The sequence below is a fragment of the Diaphorobacter caeni genome (genome assembly GCF_015354245.1).
GTDB classification, from domain to species: domain Bacteria; phylum Pseudomonadota; class Gammaproteobacteria; order Burkholderiales; family Burkholderiaceae_C; genus Diaphorobacter_A; species Diaphorobacter_A caeni.
The window spans coordinates 36,855-56,483 of record NZ_JADKYZ010000011.1 but is presented as its reverse complement, the minus strand read 5'-3'; the positions used below and the strand labels follow the sequence as shown (position 1 = coordinate 56,483).

The window sequence follows — 19,629 nt, the reverse complement described above, 5'->3', positions numbered from 1 at the left end:
GGTCACAGCTTCCGCGAGATCAGTTCCTTCATGATCTCGTTGGCTCCACCGTAGATCTTCTGCACGCGCGAGGCGGCGTACATGCGCGCGATGGGGTACTCCTCCATGTAGCCGTAGCCACCGAACAGCTGCAGGCACTCGTCGGTCACGCGGCACTGCTGCTCGGTGCACCACCACTTGGCCATGTAGGCGGCCTCGTCGTCGAGCGTGCCGTCCAGCAGCCGCTGGATGCAGTCATTGACGAAGCTGCGCACCACATGAGCGATGGTCGCGACCTCTACCAGCTTGTGGCGCGTGGTCTGCATGTCGAACAGGGTGCCGCCGAAGGCCTTGCGCTGCTTGGTGTATTCCACGGTGAGCGCGAGCGCCTGATCGATGGTGGCGGCCGCCGGCACGGCGATGAGCATGCGCTCGTAAGGCAGTTGCCCCATCAGTTGGCTGAAGCCCGCTCCTTCCTCCTCGCCCAGCAGCTGTCCGGCGGGCACGCGCACGCCGTCGAAGAACAGCTCGGCCGTGTCGGAGGCCCGCTGGCCGATCTTGCCGAGCAGACGGCCCACGCGATAGCCGGGCAAGTGCTCCGTCTCGAGCACGAACAGGGACAGGCCCTTGGCACCAGCCTCGCCGGTGCGCGCCACGACGATCAGCAGATTGCCGGTGCTGCCGTTGGTGATGAAAGTCTTGGCGCCGTCGATCACATAGTGGTCACCGTCGCGGCGCGCGCGGGTGGACAGCGCCTTGAGGTCCGAGCCGCAGCCCGGCTCGGTCATCGCGATGGCGGCCAGCATTTCCCCGCTGGCCAGCCGGGGCAGCCAGCGCCGCTTCTGCGCCTCGGTGCCATAGGCGCGGATGTAGTGGGCGGCGATGCTGTGCACGATGATGTTGTAGGGCATCTCGGCCTTGGCCAGCTCGTCCTGCACCACCAGCTGGTAGGCCAGGCTCGCGCCGGCTCCACCGTAGGCCTCGTCCATCTCGGGCAGCATGAAGCCGAGTTCGCCAAAGCGCCGCCACGTCTCGCGCGGAACAAAGCCCTGCTCTCGCCAGAGCGCAAGATGCGGCGTCATCTCGGCCGCGATGTAGCGGCGCACCTGTTCGCGAAACGCTTCGATGTCATGGTCCATCCAGGGATGGCGATGCAGTTGTGGCAGCATGGGCTGGCTCTACGGATGGGTTGTCGAAAGGAGTGCCGGGCGGCAGGTATCGGCAGCGTGGGCGCATGGTTGAGGAGCGCCCTCACGGCATTCCACGGCACTCGGGGTATGCAGACGATCGTAGGAGAGGGGGTTTCGCGCGGCAATGGCGAAACATGTCGATCTGCTGACAAATCACCTCATCCGGTGTTTGCAGAACGGGGACCGATGGTGAGGCGCTTGCGGTGCCGGCGCTCGCCCTGACGTCGCTAGCGCGACTGCGCGCGATACACGCCGGGCGTGCTGCCGGTCCATGACTTGAAGGCGCGCTGGAACGCGGTGCTGTCCGAGAAACCGAGATCGGCCGCAAGCGCCGCGAGCGAGACGTCCGTGCTCGTCAGGCGAACGATGGCCATGTCGCGGCGCAGCTCGTCCTTGAGCATCTGGAACGATTTGCCCTCGGTCGCCAGATGGCGCTGCAGCGCGCTGGCTGAAATGCGCAGACGCTCGGCGGTGGCCGTGAGATCGGGCCACTCGGGGCAGGACTGCTGCAGAAAGGCGCGCACGCTCGCGCTCTTGGACATGCGGCCATGGTGCAGATGGGGCCCGACGAGATTGTCCGGCGTGGCGCGCACGAACGCGTCGAGCGCGGCGGTGTCGCGGCGCATGGGCTGTACGAACGCCTGGCCGTCAAACCAGACCGCCGACCGCGCCTGTCCAAAGCGCAGCGTGCCGGTGAAGATGCGGGAGTAACCCGCCGCATGCGCCGGCTCGTCGAACGCAAAATCGAATCCGCAGGGCACCAGTCGACCCCCGTGCAGCCACACCAGCAGACGCCAGAAAACACGCAGCAGCAGCCCGTGCAGAAAATCGGCATGCGCATGGGACGGCACGCGCATCTCGAGCGCGATGCCGCACAACGCGCCATCCTGGATCGGCACGAGCCGCACATCATCCTGCAGCAGCCCAAAGGCCTCCGCCATGCGCCGCGCCGCAGCCGCCAGCGTGCGCGCCCCCAGCGTGGAGCGGACCGTCAGCACGAAGCTGCCCCGGCGCAGCGGCCTGCCCGGCAGATAGCCGAGGCATTCATCGTCGAGGCTGTCCTTCACGGCATTGAACAGCGCGATGTACTGCTCAACGGTCACCCGCGACTGTTCCAGATGCAGGAGCGATTCGGAGATCCGGGCTTGCCCCAGAACCTGCTCCAGCCACACCCGCGTCGCCAGCCCTTTGGAACGCGCGCCGTCCAGCAGTCCTCGCACGGCAAAGATGGGAACGGTGGAGATGGGGCGCAGCATGGTCAAAGGCAATAGGGCCAAGGGCCGCCTGGAGGCTCAAGGGTTCAGGGATTCTATGGGGCTTCGCGGGCTTTCATGTGAGTGGGGCGTTGGCCGGTTGTTGTCAGCGACGAGGTCGCATCAGGTTGCAAAAACGGCCAAATAAAGTGAAATAAATGACTGAAATAACTTTTGAAAGGTAGCAAATAATGCCAATTGAAAATTGATGCACCGCGCATCACTGGATGAAATGCTAGGCGCCACTAGGTTGCGAAAGTCAGCGCCGTGCTTGGCTCTGCATGAATCAAATCCCGACATATGTAACCACATGTTTCTTCGTAATCCCACTCAACTTCGATAGTTTGGGGGGAACCACATGCATGGCAACTGTTTTTCCTTGGCAGAGCCGAATCGGACGTCAGTAGTCCAATCGGCTGGTTACCATTGGCATCAATTGGATAGAACAATCCGGTGCGCGGTCACCGGGATACGGAGAGGCCTACACGTGGCAAAAAATCACAGAGCGACTGTCATCGTGCCTACGCCCCAGGGCATTCTGCTTGCCGAAACCAGAGCAGGGCTGTTGCTGCTTCCCGGTGGAAAGATCGAGCGCGGTGAAGTTCCCATTGCGGCCGCTGCGCGCGAGCTGTTCGAGGAAACCTGTCTTCAGGCCTGCGCGTTGACATTCTTGCTGGAGGTCGAGTCGCCTCACTACATTCATCAGGTATTCACTGTGTCCGCATTTACCGGAACTGCGCGACCCCGAAGTGATGCGGTGGCGCTTCACTACCTCACCAAGGACGACCTTCTGCAGGAACGGTTTCCCACCAGGCTCTCTACAACCGCCGTCAAACTCTTGAAGTTCTTTGGTGATTTGAAATGGAAATGAATGCTGTGAGGGCGACGACAGGCAAGACCAAGCGCCCCGACACTCTTGAGACCGTCAAGCTTGCGATGGAGTTGCTCAAGCGCATTCCACGCCACGGCAAGATCACGGCGCAGACGTTGCACAGTCAGCTTCTGGATGCCGGCATCCAGCGCGATCTGCGCTCCATTCAGCGGCAGTTGGAGATGCTCAGCGAGCACTTCGACATCGAGCGCGACGATCGCAGCAAGCCCTACGGTTATTGCTGGAAGAGCGGGGCCAAGGCATTTGCCCTGCCACATCTGAGCACGCAGGAGTCGCTGCTGCTTCACCTCGCGGAGCAGCACCTGAGGCAGCTGTTGCCTGCGCGTCTGATGCGCTCCATGGATGGATTTTTCGAGCAGGCGCATCGCACTCTTCATTCCAATGAAAACGCGAAGCTGGAGCGTGAGTGGCCCAAGAAGATCCGCGTCGTGGCCACCAGCCAACCTTTGATTGCGCCCAGAATTTCGCCGCAGGTTTTCGAGGCGGTCACGGAGGCGCTGTATTCCAACCGGTGGTTGACGATCGACTATCGCAACGCCAGCAGGAAGCGCAGTACATCAGAGGTGATGCCGCTGGGCATGGCGCAGCAGGGGCCGAGGTTCTATCTGGTCTGCCGCTACCGCGACTACCAGAACGAGCGCAGCCTGGCCATGCACCGCATTCTGGGCGCCGAGGTCAGTTCCCGTTCCTTTGACTATCCGGGCGACTTTCAGCTCAAGAAATATGACGACGACGGACGATTCGGATTCGGCAACGGCACGAAGATTCGGCTCACGTTCCATATCGACAAGGTGGCCGGATACCACCTGCAGGAGTCGCCGCTGTCCACGGATCAGGTCATGGATGTGCTGCCGAACGGCGATTTCAAGATATCCGCCACGGTCGTGGACAGCGACATGCTGGTCTGGTGGCTGCGTGGATTCGGAGACGACGTGTCCCATGTCCAGCGCGCGCCGGTGAATAAAGCGGTCGCGGAGACTGCCGGCGTCTAGCGGATCAGCGCCTGAACCTTGCCGATGAGCGACTGCACGTCCGGCAGACGACTTTCGGACTGCAGGCATCCGCTCCAGAAGCGGCCGTCGAACACTTGGTTCAGTGCCTGAGGGAAGTCGATTCCAGATGCCAGCAGAGCGACGATTTCGTCCGCTTCGCTGCCATATTCATCGCTCATTCCCTCCTGCACATTGCAACAGGTGCCCATGAGATCGGCCTGCCACAGCAGCAGGTTCATGGTGGTGGCGTCCATGCCTCCTTCGGGCAGTTGCGGCAGGATTTGCCGGAAGGCTTCCAATCGTTTCTGGGAGTCGAAAAGCTCGGTCAGCTCGACAAGCTGCGCGGTGCGCTGGGTGGCAGAAGTGTTGGCAGCGTCCCAGCGCGGCCCGAATGCCTGCTCTACCGCATCGTGCGAGGACAGACCCGAGGCGGTGAGATGAAGCATGGCTTCGGCTTCCCGGATGTATTCCAGTTCGCCGGTCACTTCCTGACCATCGAAACAGCCGCAGCCGGTCTGCAGAACATCGGCTTGCACGAGGATGTGGTTGAGGAATTCTTTGTCCATGGAGCGCTTGCTTTGTTGGTGTGGTGAGGGCTTATTACTTCTGCGGGTGCAAGGAAGATATGGGTCTATGACAAGGACGGCATGGGTGTACTTCAATCGGTCTGCTTTAATCGCGATGCCGCGAGCTTCAATAACGGTAGAAATTCCGAACGCGCTTGTTCCTCTGTGAATTCACCTGAAATCAAACTCACGTTGATGGCTGCAACGATCTCGCCGCCGTGGCCTCGAATAGGTACTGCCAGACCGCAGATGGAGTCGTCGTATTCAGCATCGGACCACGAATAGCTTTGGTCTCGCACTTGGGTGATGATGGTACGCAATTTTTCTTTTTCTATGACCGTGTGTGGCGTGAGTGCGGTGAATTCTGTTTGCTCCAGATAGGCGTCCAGTTTGTCGTCGCGGAGTCCGCTGAGCAGCACCTTTCCCATCGAGACGGAATAGGCCGGCAGGCGGCTACCGATAGACGGACTGAAGGCGAGGATGCGCTTGGTGTGAAAGCGCTGGATGTAGACGATGTCTCCGTCATCCAGCACCGAGACGGCGCACGACTGCTTGATGCGCGTTCCCAACTCCTCCAGAACCATTTGCGATTGCCGCCAGAACGGCAGTGTGTAGAGATACGTCATTCCAAGACGCAGCACTTTGGGGGTGAGCCAGTAGTCCTTGTCGTCGGATCCGACAAATCCCAACTCAATCAACGTAAGCAGCAGTCGGCGCACCACGGTGCGCGGCAGTTGTGCGGCTTCGCTGATCTGAGCCATGTTCTGTCGTCCCGTGGATTGCCCCATCACTTCGATGACGCGCAGCCCTCGTGCAAAGGTTCTGACAAACGATTCGCTCTCTGGAGTAGCCATAGGGGATTTCCCGCGCCGCTGTTGACGCAGATTAATAAGCTGTAAAAATGAACGTAGAGCGGACTTAATTGACCGCTTGGCGGACATTCTACCGCATGTCCTTTGCAATTTCAACAGAGCAGGAAATCATGAAAGAGACAACGTTCGAGACAGACTTCTGGAAAGACGAGAACCTTCGCAAGATCTGGGACGACATCATTCCAGGGCAGCCTCGCAAGACCATTCCCTATACGCTGACGCTGGAGGCCATCCAGAAATATTGCCGTGTAGTTGGTGACATGCATCCGCTGTATTTCGATGAGGAATACGCCAAAAAATCGGTCTACGGTGGTTTGATCGCGCCGCCTGCCATTCACATCTTGCTGATGTTTGCCTGCACGCCGACGGATGACTGGATGCGCAGTCCTGGCACGGTCAACGCCGGTCAATCTTGGAGCTACAACAAACCCGCACGTCCGGGTGACGTGATCCGTCTGGAGGCGCGTGCGCTTGACAAGTTCATCAAGAAGGATCGTCTGTTCGTGGTGCACGACAACGTGTTCTTCAACCAGCACAACGAAGTGATTTGCTCTGGCCGTGGCCAGACGATTCGTCCTCAGTAAATCGAGTATTGGAGAAAGACATGAGTTTTGAGCAATTGAGCATTGGTCAGGAAGTCGTCGGTAAGCCCTTTTCCCCGACTCGCGAAACCATCCGTGAATTCTGCGAGGCATCGCTGGATTTCAATCCACTGCACTTGGATGACAACTACATGAAGGGAGATTTTGGCAAGACGAATTTTGGTGGAATCATCATGCATGGCATGAACAACTTCGGCGTCATTACCTGCATGCTAACGGACTGGTTGTATGAGAAGAACGCAGTGCAGCGCCGTCTGGAGACGCGTTGGAAGAGTCCGGTCAAACCGGGTGACACCATCACCCCCAAGGGGCGTATCACCTTGATCAAGTCCACCTCCAAGAGCCGCTGGGTATGCCTTGATGTTGAAGTGCGAAATCAGCGTGATGAAGTGGTCGCGGTGGGCGAGGCTATGGCCGAGTTTCCGAACTGAAAAACGCAGATTGATATTCGAAAAATACAACTAACGATATAGGAGACTTCGGTGATGGGAATGAAATCTGGATTCGTGAAATGGTCGGTGGGAATGTTGACTGTGCTGTCTGCCGCTACGGCGTTCTCGCAGTCTTATCCGACGCAGGCAGTGAAGATCGTGGTTCCGTTCCCAGCCGGAGGAACCACCGACATTTTGGCCAGACAGCTCGTCGCTGAGCTGAGCCAGAAATGGTCGGTGCCTGTCGTGGTGGACAACAAGGCGGGTGCGAGCGGAAGCATCTTCTCCGAGCAGTTTGCACGCACTGCGCCTGATGGCTACACCTTGATGTTGACGGCTACACATCACGTGATTAATCCGGGGCTCTACAAGAATTTGCGCTATGACACCAAGACCGCGTTCACACCGTTAGCCCAAGTGGCAGTGGTGCCAAACATGCTGGTGGTGAATCCTGCGCTTCCGGTGAAGAACGTGCAGGAGTTGATTCAGTACGGCAAGGAGCATCCGGGCAAACTCAGTTTCGGCTCGACAGGCACGGGTGGTGCGAACCATCTGTCGGGCGAGCTTTTCAAGTCGATGACTGGCGTGCAGATGATGCATGTGCCCTACAAGGGCGGGGCACCCGCCCTCAACGATCTTTTGGGTGGAACGATTCCGGTGATGTTCGATGCGATTCCGGGTGTGATCCAGCACGTGAAGGCGGGCAAGTTGAAGGTGCTTGGTGTTACCTCGCTCAAGCGTTCGGCAGCGGCACCCGATGTACCCACTCTGGATGAGTCGGGTGTGAAGGGCTTTGAAGCCACGTCGTGGTTTGGTCTCTATGGGCCCGCCCATATGAAGCCAGAGGTTATCAACAAGATCAACGCCGATGTGCGCGAGGTGTTGGCGACGCCGAAAATGAAAGCCCTGTTTTTGGAGCAAGGCGCTGAGCCGGGCACTATGACGCAGCCAGAGTTCGCCGCGTTCGTGAATGCTGAGATCGACAAGTGGTCCAAGGTGATCACGACTGCCAATGTAAAGCTGGATTGAGGTGGACGGTATGACTTCGACGCAGCAGACACAGGGCGCCCTGTCGCATATTCGCGTGCTCGATCTTTCGCGCGTGCTGGCGGGACCATGGTCCACGCAGAATCTGGCAGATCTTGGGGCAGAGGTTATCAAGGTCGAGCGACCTCGCGTGGGTGACGACACGCGTGGCTGGGGGCCTCCTTGGATACGCGACGATCAGGGCGAGTACACGCACGATTCGACTTATTACGCGGCAGCAAACCGGGGCAAGAAGTCGATCACGTTGGATATCGCAAGTCCCGAAGGCCAGAAGATCGTGCGCGAGCTTGCAGCGATCTCCGACGTGGTGGTGGAGAACTACAAGATCGGCGATCTCAAACGTTATGGCCTTGATTACGAGAGCCTCAGTGCGATCAATCCAAAGCTGGTCTACTGCTCTATCACGGGCTATGGGCAGACAGGACCAAGTTCGCACAAACCTGGATATGACTTCGTCTTTCAGGCGCAGGGCGGTCTGATGAGCATCACCGGCGAACGTGACGACTTGCCAGGTGGAGGCGCGCAGAAGGTGGGTATCGCCATCGCGGATGTGATCACGGGCATGTACTCGTCGATTGCAATTCTGGCCGCGCTCAATCACAGAGACGTGTCGGGTTGCGGGCAGTACATCGACATGGCCTTGCTTGATTGCTTGGTAGCGTTGGGTGGCAATCAGGTGACTGGGTATTTCTCGAGTGGCAAGGTGCCGATGCGCTACGGCAATGCACATGCGAGTCTGGTGCCATATCAGGTCTTTCACACAGCGGATGGAGACATGGTCGTAGCGGTTGGAAATGACCAGCAATGGCTGAAGTATTGCGAGGCAATCGATCGGCCCGATCTTGCCGCGGACGAGCGCTGGACTAAGGTGACTGGGCGTATCACAGGTCGCGAAACGCTGATCCCAAAACTTGCGGAAACCATGCTCACACGCTCTTCGGCAGATTGGATTGAGCGGCTGGAAGCATTGGGCGTTCCATGCGGTCGCATCAATGACTATCAGAAGGTTTTCGAAGACCCGCAAGTGATTCATCGCGGATTGCGTGTGGACTTGCCGACCGAAGATGGTGGCACCGTTTCCACCATCGCGAGTCCGCTACGGCTAATGGGGACGCCTGTGCAATACAAACTCGCGCCGCCGAAATTGGGAAGCAGCACGGAGTCGTTGCTCAAGCAGCTGCTGAACAAGTCGGATGAAGACATCGCTGAGTACCGGAACGCGAAAGTGATCTGAGCGCGCCACGCTGTTGAGTGAAGAGGGCACTAAGGACAAGGTGCCCAACCTTCGCTGAGGGGTAGTTGATGACTGCAAATTCAAACCAGTGGAGAACACACAAATGACGAACTCGATTTCAAGACGACTAATGTTGGCATTGGGCAGCTTGGCACTTTGCGGCGCCACATCGGCCTATGCGCAGAGCTATCCTCACAAGCCGGTGAAGATAGTCATGCCGTGGAACGACGGTTTTCCTGCCAACTCGACACGTTTGTTTTCACAAGAGTTGGCAGCGCAATACGGCCAGGCCTTTGTGGTCGAACCCAAACCCGGTGCGGGTGGTGAGGTCGCTGCCAAGCAGGTGATTGGTGCGCCTGCGGATGGCTACACGTTGCTGGTTACCGGCTCCTCGATCACCATTCGCGCGGCGACTGACGACAAGAATGCAGACGGTCTGCGTGACCTGCAACCGATCGCGCAGATCACGACTACGCCCTACGTTATCGTGGCCAAGACTGGGAAATACAAGACCTTCAAAAACCTGCTGGCGCATGCCAAGGAGCCTCAGGCTCGGCTCAATTTTGCATCGGCGGGCGTGGGCACCGGTATGCACTATCTGGGTGAACTTATCAACCTGAGTGCGGGCGTGCAGATGGTGCATGTGCCCTACAACACTGGGTCCAAGCAACTCGCGGCAGTGATGGGCGGCGATGTGGACATCGCGATCATTTCTTTGGTGACGGCCTGGCCTCACATCACCGCAGGCACCATGGAGGCTCTGGCCGTGAGCTCTGCTGAGCGCAGCGCGGTAGCGACCAACGTACCCACCTTGCATGAACTGGGGTTCAAGGATGTTCCGGCAATTGGCGCATGGATTGCGGTGTTTGGTCCAAAGAATCTTGATCCTGCCATCGTGAAGAGTTTGTCCGAGAAGATCACAAGTATTGCCAAAGCACCCGCCACTCAGGAAACGGTCAAGGGCTGGGCCGCGGAATTGCCCGATACCAGCACTGCCGCGCTGACCAATGTGCTGCGCACGGAAACCAGCTTCTGGAGAAAGTTGATCAAAGAGCGCAATCTGCCGGTTGCCGATTGAGGCACGCGTGAGCCATCAACAAAAAGGACATCTCATGGAGTACAAACTCTCATCGCTTTCCGCTGACATCGTGCAGCCGGAGCAACTGCTCGATTTTCCGAATCCAAACCGGCTGTTCATTGATGTTCGCCTGGGCGAACCCGCCGACGAATTTGGGGACTACCGGGATGCCCATATTCTGGGTGCCGTATATGCCCAAATTCGCGAGGTTTTTGCCGCTGCGCCCACGCCGCAGTCGGGAAACCTGCCGCTTCCCGACATCGACGCACTGGAGCGCCAGCTCAGAGCCTGGGGCGTGAATGACGAAACGGATATCGTGACTTATGGCCCTTCCATGGCACTCGCGGCGCGAGGCTGGTGGGTGTTGCGTTGGGCCGGCCTGCAGAACGTGAAAGTCTTGGACGGCGGGATCAAGGCATGGGTGAATCAGGGAGGCCCGGTATCGCAAGGAGAAACGCATAGGGCACCGAACGAGGAGCCTTTGCGATTGCGTCTGCAGGCGGGAGGCCTGCCACAGGTGCTCGTAGCTGACGTGGAGGCGCTGGGTGAGGATGTACTGTTGATCGACGCGCGCGATGAAAACTCGTTTTTGGCAGGCAGCATTCCACGGGCACGTAATCTGCCTGCAGCAGAACAATGGACTCCGGCTGGGAATTTGCGAACTATTGCTGAGATCGAGAAGCTGTATGACGAGGTGGGTGTTCGCGAAGGCAAGGACTTGGTGGTGTATTGCGGCGGTGGTGTGCTCTCCGCATTGGAGGTGTTGACTCTGCGTGCACTGGGGCATAGGCCGCAGTTGTATGTGGGGTCATGGTCCGAGTGGAATAAGAGTCCCGAACGTATGGCGCGTAGTGCAGCGGAAAGGGCTTTGCCATGACCCAACATTCAAAGCACCATGCTGCAGACCATTTTGATGTGGTGATCTGTGGTGGCGGCCCCGTTGGTCTGGCTACGGCATTTCTTCTCGGACGCGAGGGTTTGAGCGTTGCCTTGTTCGAGAAGCGGCCCAGCACTACTACTTTGCCAAAGGGCCAATATCTGCATGCATCGACGGCTGAATTCTTCCGCCAATGGGGTGTTTGGGATCTGCTGCAGGACGCGGGCTGGGAAACCGAAGATGCCAATGGGCAAGGCTTCTATGTGAACGTCGCCAATGGTCCTGTCGCGGCCATACGAGCCATCGAGGGAACCCACGCGGAGTATGAGACCAAGTGGGCAGAATACAGTCCGGTGTATCCGCGTAAGATTCCCGCATCCGACTATGAGGCCGCTATCTGCCGCCGCGCTGAATCTTGGCCGAATACCTCGTTGCACTTCAACGCACGCGTCACAGACATTGAGCAGTTTGACGAGTGCGTTCGCCTCACAGTGGAGGACATGCAATCGCACACCGTCAAAGACGTTACCGCGCGCTACGTGGTGGCCTGCGATGGGGCGCATAGCTTTGTGCGCTCGCGTCTCGGTCGTGGGCAGGATCACGGCCCAACCTTTGGCAATCAGGTGTTGGTGGAGTTTCGCGCCGATTTGGACGACACACTCGGTAAGGACGGATTCTTTCACTCGTTTGTTTTGAACCCACGGTATGCAGGATGGTTTGGTAGCAAGCATCCGGACAACGGCCTGTGGCGATATAGCTTTCGGCATGACGAGGACACGCCGCCGGTACACGAAGTGCTACTGGAGCGCATACGTGGCGCGTTGGGAATGCCGGAGTTGCCGATCGAGATTTTTCAAACCTATCGTTTCGACTACAGCACTGGCTTGCTGCGGCACTGGCGCGAAAAGAGGGTGCTGTTTGCAGGCGACGCCGCGCACTGGCATTCGCCATGGGGCGGATTCGGCATGAACTCCGGCATACAGGATGCGAACAACTTGGCTTGGAAGCTGGCTTTGGTGCTGAAAGGTAAGGCCGGTGATTCGTTGTTGGACACGTTTGAAGCCGAACGCAAATCCAAAGCGCGCGTCACCGTGAAGTCGGCTACTTATAACTCTCTGCATTACCAGGCTATTGCTGAAGCCGCACGCGTGGGGGAGGGCGAGTTGTTCGCTCAGGGCAAGATTTCCACTGAAGCAGAATTGTTCTTGAAACAGCGGACAGCCCCACATGGAGACAATGCGGTGCTACATACCGGTTACCAGTTGGGCACTGTCTACCGCTCGCAAGCGGTGGTGTCCAACGGAGAAGAAGCTCCCATCCCAGAACTGGTGGAGTATGTGGAAAGCACCGTGCCCGGTGTGCGCGCACCACATGCCTGGCTTCAGGGTGGATCTGGCAAGCGCCTCTCCACCGTCGACCTTTGGGGCCGTGGGTTCGTGCTTATCGGCCACAACCTATCGATGCATTGGAGCGAGGCAGCCAGACTGACGAGCACATCTTTAGGCATTGAATTGGCGGCTATTTCTGTGGGTGAGCAGGGTGAATATCTTGCCGTGGACTCGAAGTTCGGCCGACTATATGAAGTGCAATCGGGTGATGCCGTTTTGGTGAGACCCGACGGTTTTGTTGCAGCAAAGCTAGGAGCTTCGCACCAGTCGTCGCCGTCCTGTGAACTTGAGAGAGTGCTTTGCTGCATCCTGGGCGTGAGCGTGCGGTCGGATACTCCCGCAATAGAAGAGGCTGTTTGATCTACGGTTGAGGCTATGACTAAGAGTTTCAATGTGCAGTCATTCTTTGACACAAGGACCTCCACCTTTACACACTTGATCGATGACGGCATCGAATGCGCCGTTATCGATCCGGTGCTGGGCTTTGATCTGAGTAGCGGCATTGTCGACACGGTGTCCATTGACGTTGTGGAGCAGGTGATCATTCGTCGTGGCTTGACGCTGCGATGGTTGTTGGAGACGCATATTCATGCGGATCACCTCTCAGGCTCTGCGTTACTTAAGCGCAGGCTCGGTGGATTAGTAGGCATTGGGCGCCGCGTTACTGACATACAGACTATATTTCGGGAGGTGTTCAATGCACGCGATGTAGCCACGGATGGATCGGCGTTTGATCGATTGTGGAATGACGACGAACGCTTTCAGGTCGGAAAGTTGCACGTGCGTGCGATGTACACGCCTGGGCACACGTCAGCGGATATCGCTTACGCGGTGGGAGAGCGGTTGGATGGACCTCTGTTGGCTGTATTTGTCGGCGACAGTTTGCTCATGCCGGATGTGGGAACCGCCAGATGCGACTTTCATGGTGGGGATGCAGAACTGCTCTATGACTCCATTCGTCGCTTAATGCAGTTTGAACGGAGCACTCCGCTTTACATGTGCCACGATTACCCGCCTCCCGGGCGCGTTCCTGGCTGTGTCACAACAGTGGGCGAACAGAGGGACAGGAATATTCATGTGCGAGACGGAATCGGAAAATCGGAGTTCGTTGCGCTGCGTTCACACCGCGACGCGGGACTGACCACTCCGGTGTTGATGCAACCGGCCGTACAAGTCAATATCCGTGCTGGGAATTTCCCGCCGGCTGAGGAGAGTGGGGTAACGTACATAAAAATTCCTCTTCGTAACTCTCCGGAATGAACGCGAGGAATGGATGGCGCAGGTGACGGGGAGGAGCGTTGCCAGTGGCGGCTGGTTGAGCTTGACAGATTCCGCATGACAGACAGATCTCCGGCAGCGATCGGCTCGCCATCGTCAATGCCTAAGCCCGAATTCATCACCGTCAGGGTGTGAGTCGGGGTGTGCCGGCAGGGCAGTGTGAAGCTCGGAAGATCCGGTCACCTTTTGCTCATACTGCGCTGATACCGGTGCGTCCATGTAGGGCGCAAGGATCAAGCGCGGCGATAGGCACCCCCTCACGCGGCGCGCTGCGTAAGACCCCCCTGTGCTCACGAGAACAACTTGGACCAGAGCGAGGCCTTTGCCGGCTTGGTCTCAGCCTGGGGTATTGCGGGCGGCGTCTTTGGCGCGATGGATTCGATGATCGGCGTGGTGTCGATCACGATTTCCGGCACGCTTTCCCAGGCTGCCTGGTGGTTTCCTCCTTGGCTGTTGATCTCGCGAAATTCCGCGTCGATGGCGGTGCCGTTGTCGTACCATTTCTTGAACTGCACCTGACGCTTTTGAAGCGCGACCATCTCGTCGTCGATGGAGCCGAGTTGCTTCTTGAGGGTCACGAAAGTCGGGAAGAACTGGTCGGCGAAGTCCGGGGCGTCGATCAGCTGAAGCACTTCCTTAGACTGAGTCTGGAAGTTGGAGATCATGCCGTCGATGACTTTGGCGAACTGCGCCTGGCGTTCCTGCTCCTTGTAGCTGTCCCACAATTCCAGAGCGATGCCGGCCACGGCAAGCGCACTGCCGAGACCGCTCGCCAGCTTGGTGGCGCCCCAAGGCTTGAACTTGAGGTACTTGCTGATGTCCAAGCCCACCATTTTCGTGGCGGCATTCAGTCCGTCGCGAGCCAGCAGAACATTGTCTTTGGTGATGACACCCGGTTGCGACAGGAATTTGACGCCTTTTTTGCTCATGGCGCTCAACACGTCGTCGTAGTGCTTCAACTCGTTGTTGACGTTCGTCTGTATGCGGTACAGATCGGTGTTGATGCTGCCGATTTCCTCACTGAATATTTCCTGAATGCGCTGCTGAACCAGACAACCCTCGTTGCCGATCTCACGATGCATGAAATCATTGAACGTGGGCGCACCGACTTTTCGGGTCTGCAACTGCAGATCTTCGAAATAGCGCAAGAGGCGACCGCGCAGCCGCGTCTGCGCTTGCCCGATGTTGCCGTGGACCTTTTGCAGTTCGATCGACTGGCTTTGCTTGATTTCGGTGACTCGCCGCGCTTCGTCCGCGAGCAGGGCATAGGCCTCCTTGGCGGCGGGCATCTGCTGGGTGATGACGTCCGAGATGATGGATTTCTGGGTTTCGTTCGCCAGCGCGAGCAGTCCGCCGTTGCGCTCGATCTTCTGCTGAGTCGCGCTTTGCAGCACGCCGATGCGCGACAGGCTGCGGAACTCGGGCAGATTGCGCAACCAGTGCTCCACACCCTTGTCGAAGGGATTGGCCGAGACGGCGACGATGGAGAGATCGCTCTGCTCCTGTGGAGTCAGCTCGAGCAAGTCGTTCAGCCGCTTGGTGACCGAATTCTTTTTGACGAGGAATTTTTCCTGAAAGTCGGCATCCTCCGCTACGTCGGCCACGTCGTCGAAACGGCTGAGAACGAACACGGTGCGAGGCAGCAGGTTGAGCGTTCGGAAAAGCCACTTCAGATCTTCCGTGTGGCTTTCCTTGATCGGATTGGCGGAGTTCATCACATACAGCACAAGGTGGGCTTCGCTCACGTAGTGCTTGGTGATGTCCTTGTACTTCTCGATTTCCTGGCTCGTGGCGTTGGTCTTCTCCTTGAAGCCGAACAGTCCGGGCGTATCGATGATCTGCAGTTGGTCCTTGTATTCATAGATCTGGACCTCGCTGGACGATTCCGCCTGGCTGATGTTCATGCTCTTGCGATCGAGTTCCTCCAGCCAGGCGGCGGCGATCGATGTCTTGCCTTCGGAGAAGCCACCGATCAGGGCGACCTTGAGCTTCTGTTCCTTGGCGTTTTTTATCGAGTTCTGCAGCTTCTCCACGAGATCCTTGTGGACCTGGATGCCCAGGCTGCTGCCCTCCTGCACGAACGTGCTGAGACTGGACAGGATTCCGAGGGCTTGCTGCTTCTGTTGTTCGAATGATTGAATTGCGCTGGTCATGTGACGTTGCTCCGGTGTTCAGGCGAGGGCGGATTCTGTGGCTGGCGTGGGGGCTGCGGTGGTCGTGGCGGCCGGCTTGGGGACGAGCTTGTCCCGCAGCGCGGCCATCTTGACGGCGATCTCCTCCAGCGCCACCTTGGTGTTGATGCTCTGTTCGTAGGGAATGCGCATCTGGGCCTTGGTTGCGAGCAGCGCCTCATTGATCTTGACGCTCGCTGATTCAAGATTGCCATCCAGCATCTCGGTGAGCTTGTCGAAAACCTTCTCGAGATTCTCATCAGCGGACTTGCGCTGCTGCTCCTTTTTGTAGTCGCTGCTGAAGAAGCTGCGCACTGCTTTGTAGACACTGAACACGAGCCCTACAGCTCCGATCACTGCCGCAGTGGTCCACCCCACGGGATTGGACGCCAGGAACGTTGCCCAGACCAGCGCCGCTGCGCCGCCCAATGCCGATATCAGGCCCACGACGTTGATGCCGCTGTCCATCTTGAAGTCGGTTTGGAAGCTCAGGTTGAGTGAGGAGAATGGGTCATCGATCGTGTAGTGCAGGATCTCGCTGACGTTCTTCTGATTCTTCTGGATGATGGATTCGGCTTCGTCGGTGAAGGACTTGAACACCGTGGCGAATCGCGCCTCCAGATCCCGACCGACGCTGGTCTTGAGTGATTCGATCTCGCCGGTCAGGTATTCCTTGAAATCGTCGTTGCTCTGGTCGCTTTCGATGTAGTCGTAGATGGCCGTGCGCATGGCGGTTTTCTTGCCGCTCAGTTCATCATGGCATTCGCTCTTGAGCTTCTGCGATGTGCCGGACAACAGCCCATCGATTTGAGAGGCGGCGAATTTCTGCTGGACAGCCAGCTTCTGCGCGGCATTGGCGAAGTTGTTCTTTGCCTGATTCAGGTGGCTGATGCCGTCCTGCAGACAACTGCGAATCTTCTTCAGATTGGCATCGCGGATCTTGACCTGAAAATTCTGGCACAGATCCGAGCGCAGGAACTGGAGGAAGGCCTGCATGCCGCTGCGTTGCAGAATTTCATCGGCCCTCATGGACGCGAGGAATTTCTCGCGGCTTCGGAGATGGGGATTGTTGGGAACCAGGCAGGTGGCCGCCGCCAGAAAGGCGGGCATGCCGCTGACGCAGACATGTCCCTTGTAGGTTTCGGCGCCGAGCGAAGCAGTCAGGGATTTGCCCATGTCGGCCAGACCGACGGCATCGTTCTGGTTGATCAAGGACTCACCCTGCAGGACCTGAGGGTTGGTGGCGCTCTTGTTGAAGACCGCCCAGACTTCGGTCTGCTTTCCCAACTGACGTTTGATTTTGTCGATGGTGCCCTCCTGTCCGTCGCTGCCGGAGCCCGGCGGTGTGGCGTTGCGCGTCACGTAGAACACGGCATGGGCCTTCTTGACGGACGAGTCGATGGCTCCCATCACCTGCTTTTCGTCGCCTTCGATGCCGGGCACGTCCACCAGTTGGAACTGCTGGCCTCCCGCCATGAAGCGGTAGGAATGCGATTGAAGCGTGAAGTCTGAGCGTCCGTTGCCGATGATGCTTCCATCCTGCAGAGGAACCAGACGGGCGAATGCGCTTTCCACATTGGCTTTTTCGCCTGTTCTGGCCGCCAGCTCGGCCTGGATCCTGCTCGGCTCGGCGGCGATGGCTTCCAGTTTTGTCTGGTTTCCGGCCTTGAGTTGCACCAGTGCCAGCTCCCGCTCCGGCAGGGCCTTCTCTTCGTCCAGTTTCTTGAACATGTGCACCAGCTTTTGCCACAAATTCAGGTGTTTGCGCTTGTGCTCGATGGTGGCCATCAGCATGTCGAGGCTGGCCGCCTGCTGTTGCTCTTCATTAGCCAATTTCCGTGTGAGCTGGTCAGCATGTTGCTGGCTTTCAGCCAGTTCGGACTGCAGCTTCTGAATGCTCAGATCGAGTGATGCAAGGCTCTCTGGATCCACGCGCAAGTCCTTGGCCAGCTCCCTGAATTGGCGCTGCGTATCGAGCTTTTCGGTGTCGCCCAGCAGAATGCGGAGCGTCTCGATCAGGGTGGATTTGCCGGCGTTCGTCTCACCGTAGAACGCGATGGTGAATGTGTCCCATTCGGACAGTTCGCGCAACTCGCGGATATCAGCGTTGGTCCGGTCGCGCATCTTCTCCAGCAAAGTCCTGGAACTGGCGATGGCACTTTCCAGGTCCTGATTGCCATTGGTGGTGGAGCCTTTCTTGAGCACCGCCGCAAGCGACTGGTCGACCAGCGTCGTCAATTGGTCATAGAACTGATCGGTCTTGTTGGTGTTGGACATGAGTATCCGTTGGAAGTTGCTGTTGGGTTGCGGAGGTGTGAGGCGATCCGGGCGGGAGTCGTGGGCGCTGCTTCGCGCTCGACCTGCGATGGCGTCATGCCGTGAGGCGGCGAGTGAACGGAGCGCAATGGGGGCGCGTAAGAGGTCGACTGAAGTCCGCCTGGACGGGGCATCTACGGCATGGGGCCAGCAGCCGATGCGGATCGGGCGATGCCATCGTGCGACGAACGGCATTTCTTCTGGATGTCAGCTTTGTTGACGGGGTCGTGTTGAATTTTTTGACCCACCTTAAAGATGTCTCGGGTGTGTATTGCCATTTTGTATCTTTATGTGTCGTTCGTATTGTGGCCTATGAACACGCCATAGATCTACTGCCGCAAGGTCAGATATCTATATTTCCTCCGAACTTATTGGAATTATTTTGAATTCGGACATGGTTTGTCCAAACGTTTGCTTACGATCGGTATCACCAAACAGAAATCAAGCGAAAACCACTGACCGATGTCCACTTCCTCCTTCGACACCATTGCCTACCGTCTCAGCGAAATTCTTTTGCGTCTCAATGCGGGCGAGGCTCTGGAAATCAAGAAACTTGCCGTTGAGTTCGATGTGAATGAACGCACGATCCGGCGTGATCTGAACGAGCGCTTCAGCTTTCTCGGGTTGGAGAAGAAGGGGCAGCGCTACTCCCTGCCACGCTACAAGCTGGGGACCTACAGCCAGCAGGATGTGCAGCGCATCGCCAATCTGGCGGGGCTGCAGGGCATGTCGCCACGGCTGTCCAACGAGTTCCTTGGGGATCTGCTGGACAACAGTCTCAGCGGGGCGCTGCTGGTGCATGGTGCGCGCACCGAGAACATCAAGGTCAAGGAGCAGGAGGTCGCCCAGTTGCGTGGGGCGATTCAGGATGCTTCCGTCGTGCAGTTTGAATATTGCAAACCGGATGAGTCGCGCAAGATGGTCAGCGTGCACCCCTACAAGCTGGCGGTCAACGATGGCACCTGGTATCTGCAGGCCACGGATCAGGGCAGGGTCAAGTCGTATGCGGTCGCGCGCATCGACCGTCTGCTGGTGACGTCGGATCGCTTTGTTCCGGACGCGTCGATCCATGAATACCTCAAGCAGGAAGACACGATCTGGCTGAATCAGGAGAAGACCAAGGTGGTGCTCAAGGTGGCTCCGCCCGCGGCATCGTATTTCCTGCGGCGTCAGCTGATTGGCGGCCAGAACAAGGAAATGGATCTTGAGAATGGCGAGATTCTGGTTTCGGGAATGATCGCCCATCCCAACCAGATTCTGCCCATCGTGCGTTATTGGATTCCTTACGTGCGGATCATCAGCCCGGAAGGGTTGCAGGCGGAGCTGGATAACCAGCTCAAGGGGTATCTGGGCTTGCCGGATTAATCGCCCCTCTATTTCAATTTTTCAGATTTGAATGGACTGCCGGTAATCACCGGCAGGGGATCAGTTCGTCTCCGCTGCTTCAAATGAACCGCCCACCT

The 19,629-nt window shown here is 57.9% G+C and carries 17 protein-coding genes; 11 read left to right on the top strand and 6 right to left on the bottom strand.

The annotated features are described in order from the left end of the window. Positions 1–2 precede the first annotated feature (2 nt). Entirely contained in the window at positions 3–1,148 is a 1,146-nt protein-coding gene (locus tag ISG32_RS23675; RefSeq protein ID WP_194773481.1) for an acyl-CoA dehydrogenase family protein, read from the bottom strand. Between the two features lie 248 nt (positions 1,149–1,396). After that, positions 1,397–2,425 (bottom strand): helix-turn-helix domain-containing protein, encoded by a 1,029-nt coding sequence (locus ISG32_RS23670; RefSeq protein ID WP_194773480.1) that lies wholly within the window; start codon positions 2,423–2,425, stop codon positions 1,397–1,399. Between the two features lie 484 nt (positions 2,426–2,909). Between ISG32_RS23670 and ISG32_RS23665 the strand changes: the two genes are divergently transcribed. Beyond that, positions 2,910–3,293 (top strand): NUDIX domain-containing protein, encoded by a 384-nt coding sequence (locus tag ISG32_RS23665; protein WP_194773479.1) that lies wholly within the window; start codon positions 2,910–2,912, stop codon positions 3,291–3,293. After that, positions 3,284–4,306 (top strand): helix-turn-helix transcriptional regulator, encoded by a 1,023-nt coding sequence (locus ISG32_RS23660; protein ID WP_228530064.1) that lies wholly within the window; start codon positions 3,284–3,286, stop codon positions 4,304–4,306. The genes ISG32_RS23665 and ISG32_RS23660 overlap by 10 nt, the downstream gene beginning before the upstream one ends. On the opposite strand, the gene ISG32_RS23655 is transcribed toward ISG32_RS23660, so the two are convergent. Together ISG32_RS23655 and ISG32_RS23650 are read right to left on the bottom strand one after the other, a co-directional pair. Continuing rightward, a complete protein-coding gene (locus tag ISG32_RS23655; RefSeq protein WP_194773478.1) occupies positions 4,303–4,872 on the bottom strand; it encodes a hypothetical protein in 570 nt (189 codons plus the stop codon). The genes ISG32_RS23660 and ISG32_RS23655 overlap by 4 nt on opposite strands. A 92-nt stretch (positions 4,873–4,964) precedes the next feature. Further along, entirely contained in the window at positions 4,965–5,726 is a 762-nt protein-coding gene (locus tag ISG32_RS23650; protein WP_194773477.1) for an IclR family transcriptional regulator domain-containing protein, read from the bottom strand. A 95-nt stretch (positions 5,727–5,821) separates the two neighbouring features. On the opposite strand from ISG32_RS23650, the gene ISG32_RS23645 reads away from it, so the two are divergent. The 8 genes from ISG32_RS23645 (at position 5,822) to ISG32_RS23610 (ending at position 13,661) form a co-directional block, all read left to right on the top strand. Then, positions 5,822–6,328, top strand: coding sequence for a MaoC family dehydratase (locus tag ISG32_RS23645; protein ID WP_228530063.1), 507 nt, complete (start codon positions 5,822–5,824; stop codon positions 6,326–6,328). A 20-nt stretch (positions 6,329–6,348) separates the two neighbouring features. Beyond that, on the top strand, positions 6,349–6,777 hold the full coding sequence (locus tag ISG32_RS23640; RefSeq protein WP_194773476.1) for a MaoC family dehydratase: 429 nt from the start codon (positions 6,349–6,351) through the stop codon (positions 6,775–6,777). A 54-nt stretch (positions 6,778–6,831) separates the two neighbouring features. Beyond that, a complete protein-coding gene (locus ISG32_RS23635; protein ID WP_228530062.1) occupies positions 6,832–7,806 on the top strand; it encodes a Bug family tripartite tricarboxylate transporter substrate binding protein in 975 nt (324 codons plus the stop codon). A gap of 10 nt (positions 7,807–7,816) precedes the next feature. After that, the gene (locus tag ISG32_RS23630) at positions 7,817–9,058 is read left to right on the top strand and encodes a CaiB/BaiF CoA transferase family protein (protein ID WP_194773475.1); all 1,242 of its coding nucleotides are present in this window, start codon (positions 7,817–7,819) and stop codon (positions 9,056–9,058) included. 103 nt (positions 9,059–9,161) lie between these two features. Continuing rightward, positions 9,162–10,136, top strand: a complete 975-nt coding sequence (locus ISG32_RS23625; RefSeq protein ID WP_194773474.1) for a Bug family tripartite tricarboxylate transporter substrate binding protein — start codon at positions 9,162–9,164, stop codon at positions 10,134–10,136. A 7-nt stretch (positions 10,137–10,143) separates the two neighbouring features. Continuing rightward, positions 10,144–11,013, top strand: coding sequence for a sulfurtransferase (locus ISG32_RS23620; RefSeq protein ID WP_194773473.1), 870 nt, complete (start codon positions 10,144–10,146; stop codon positions 11,011–11,013). Beyond that, positions 11,010–12,761 (top strand): FAD-dependent monooxygenase, encoded by a 1,752-nt coding sequence (locus ISG32_RS23615; RefSeq protein ID WP_194773472.1) that lies wholly within the window; start codon positions 11,010–11,012, stop codon positions 12,759–12,761. Before ISG32_RS23620 ends, ISG32_RS23615 begins: the two co-directional genes overlap by 4 nt. Positions 12,762–12,776: 15 nt before the next feature. Further along, positions 12,777–13,661 carry an MBL fold metallo-hydrolase gene (locus tag ISG32_RS23610; RefSeq protein ID WP_194773471.1) on the top strand — a complete coding sequence of 295 codons (885 nt, stop codon included), beginning with the start codon at positions 12,777–12,779 and terminating at the stop codon, positions 13,659–13,661. Between the two features lie 308 nt (positions 13,662–13,969). On the opposite strand, the gene ISG32_RS23605 is transcribed toward ISG32_RS23610, so the two are convergent. Both ISG32_RS23605 and ISG32_RS27675 read right to left on the bottom strand, forming a co-directional pair. After that, positions 13,970–15,832, bottom strand: coding sequence for a LeoA/HP0731 family dynamin-like GTPase (locus ISG32_RS23605; RefSeq protein ID WP_194773470.1), 1,863 nt, complete (start codon positions 15,830–15,832; stop codon positions 13,970–13,972). Between the two features lie 18 nt (positions 15,833–15,850). Beyond that, positions 15,851–18,127, bottom strand: a complete 2,277-nt coding sequence (locus tag ISG32_RS27675) for an SMC family protein (protein WP_228530061.1) — start codon at positions 18,125–18,127, stop codon at positions 15,851–15,853. 501 nt (positions 18,128–18,628) lie between these two features. Here ISG32_RS27675 and ISG32_RS23595 point away from each other — a divergent pair. Beyond that, positions 18,629–19,531 (top strand): helix-turn-helix transcriptional regulator, encoded by a 903-nt coding sequence (locus ISG32_RS23595; RefSeq protein ID WP_194773469.1) that lies wholly within the window; start codon positions 18,629–18,631, stop codon positions 19,529–19,531. The last annotated feature ends 98 nt before the right edge of the window (positions 19,532–19,629 follow it).

What these genes read in the sequence shown, in the direction of transcription:
- ISG32_RS23675 (WP_194773481.1), bottom strand. Translation starts at nt 1,148, where the DNA reads ATGCTGCCACAACTGCATCGCCATCCCTGGATGGACCATGACATCGAA.
- ISG32_RS23670 (WP_194773480.1), bottom strand. Translation starts at nt 2,425, where the DNA reads ATGCTGCGCCCCATCTCCACCGTTCCCATCTTTGCCGTGCGAGGACTG.
- ISG32_RS23660 (WP_228530064.1), top strand. Translation starts at nt 3,284, where the DNA reads ATGGAAATGAATGCTGTGAGGGCGACGACAGGCAAGACCAAGCGCCCC.
- ISG32_RS23655 (WP_194773478.1), bottom strand. Translation starts at nt 4,872, where the DNA reads ATGGACAAAGAATTCCTCAACCACATCCTCGTGCAAGCCGATGTTCTG.
- ISG32_RS23650 (WP_194773477.1), bottom strand. Translation starts at nt 5,726, where the DNA reads ATGGCTACTCCAGAGAGCGAATCGTTTGTCAGAACCTTTGCACGAGGG.
- ISG32_RS23645 (WP_228530063.1), top strand. Translation starts at nt 5,822, where the DNA reads ATGTCCTTTGCAATTTCAACAGAGCAGGAAATCATGAAAGAGACAACG.
- ISG32_RS23640 (WP_194773476.1), top strand. Translation starts at nt 6,349, where the DNA reads ATGAGTTTTGAGCAATTGAGCATTGGTCAGGAAGTCGTCGGTAAGCCC.
- ISG32_RS23635 (WP_228530062.1), top strand. Translation starts at nt 6,832, where the DNA reads ATGGGAATGAAATCTGGATTCGTGAAATGGTCGGTGGGAATGTTGACT.
- ISG32_RS23630 (WP_194773475.1), top strand. Translation starts at nt 7,817, where the DNA reads ATGACTTCGACGCAGCAGACACAGGGCGCCCTGTCGCATATTCGCGTG.
- ISG32_RS23625 (WP_194773474.1), top strand. Translation starts at nt 9,162, where the DNA reads ATGACGAACTCGATTTCAAGACGACTAATGTTGGCATTGGGCAGCTTG.
- ISG32_RS23615 (WP_194773472.1), top strand. Translation starts at nt 11,010, where the DNA reads ATGACCCAACATTCAAAGCACCATGCTGCAGACCATTTTGATGTGGTG.
- ISG32_RS23610 (WP_194773471.1), top strand. Translation starts at nt 12,777, where the DNA reads ATGACTAAGAGTTTCAATGTGCAGTCATTCTTTGACACAAGGACCTCC.
- ISG32_RS23605 (WP_194773470.1), bottom strand. Translation starts at nt 15,832, where the DNA reads ATGACCAGCGCAATTCAATCATTCGAACAACAGAAGCAGCAAGCCCTC.
- ISG32_RS27675 (WP_228530061.1), bottom strand. Translation starts at nt 18,127, where the DNA reads ATGTCCAACACCAACAAGACCGATCAGTTCTATGACCAATTGACGACG.
- ISG32_RS23595 (WP_194773469.1), top strand. Translation starts at nt 18,629, where the DNA reads ATGTCCACTTCCTCCTTCGACACCATTGCCTACCGTCTCAGCGAAATT.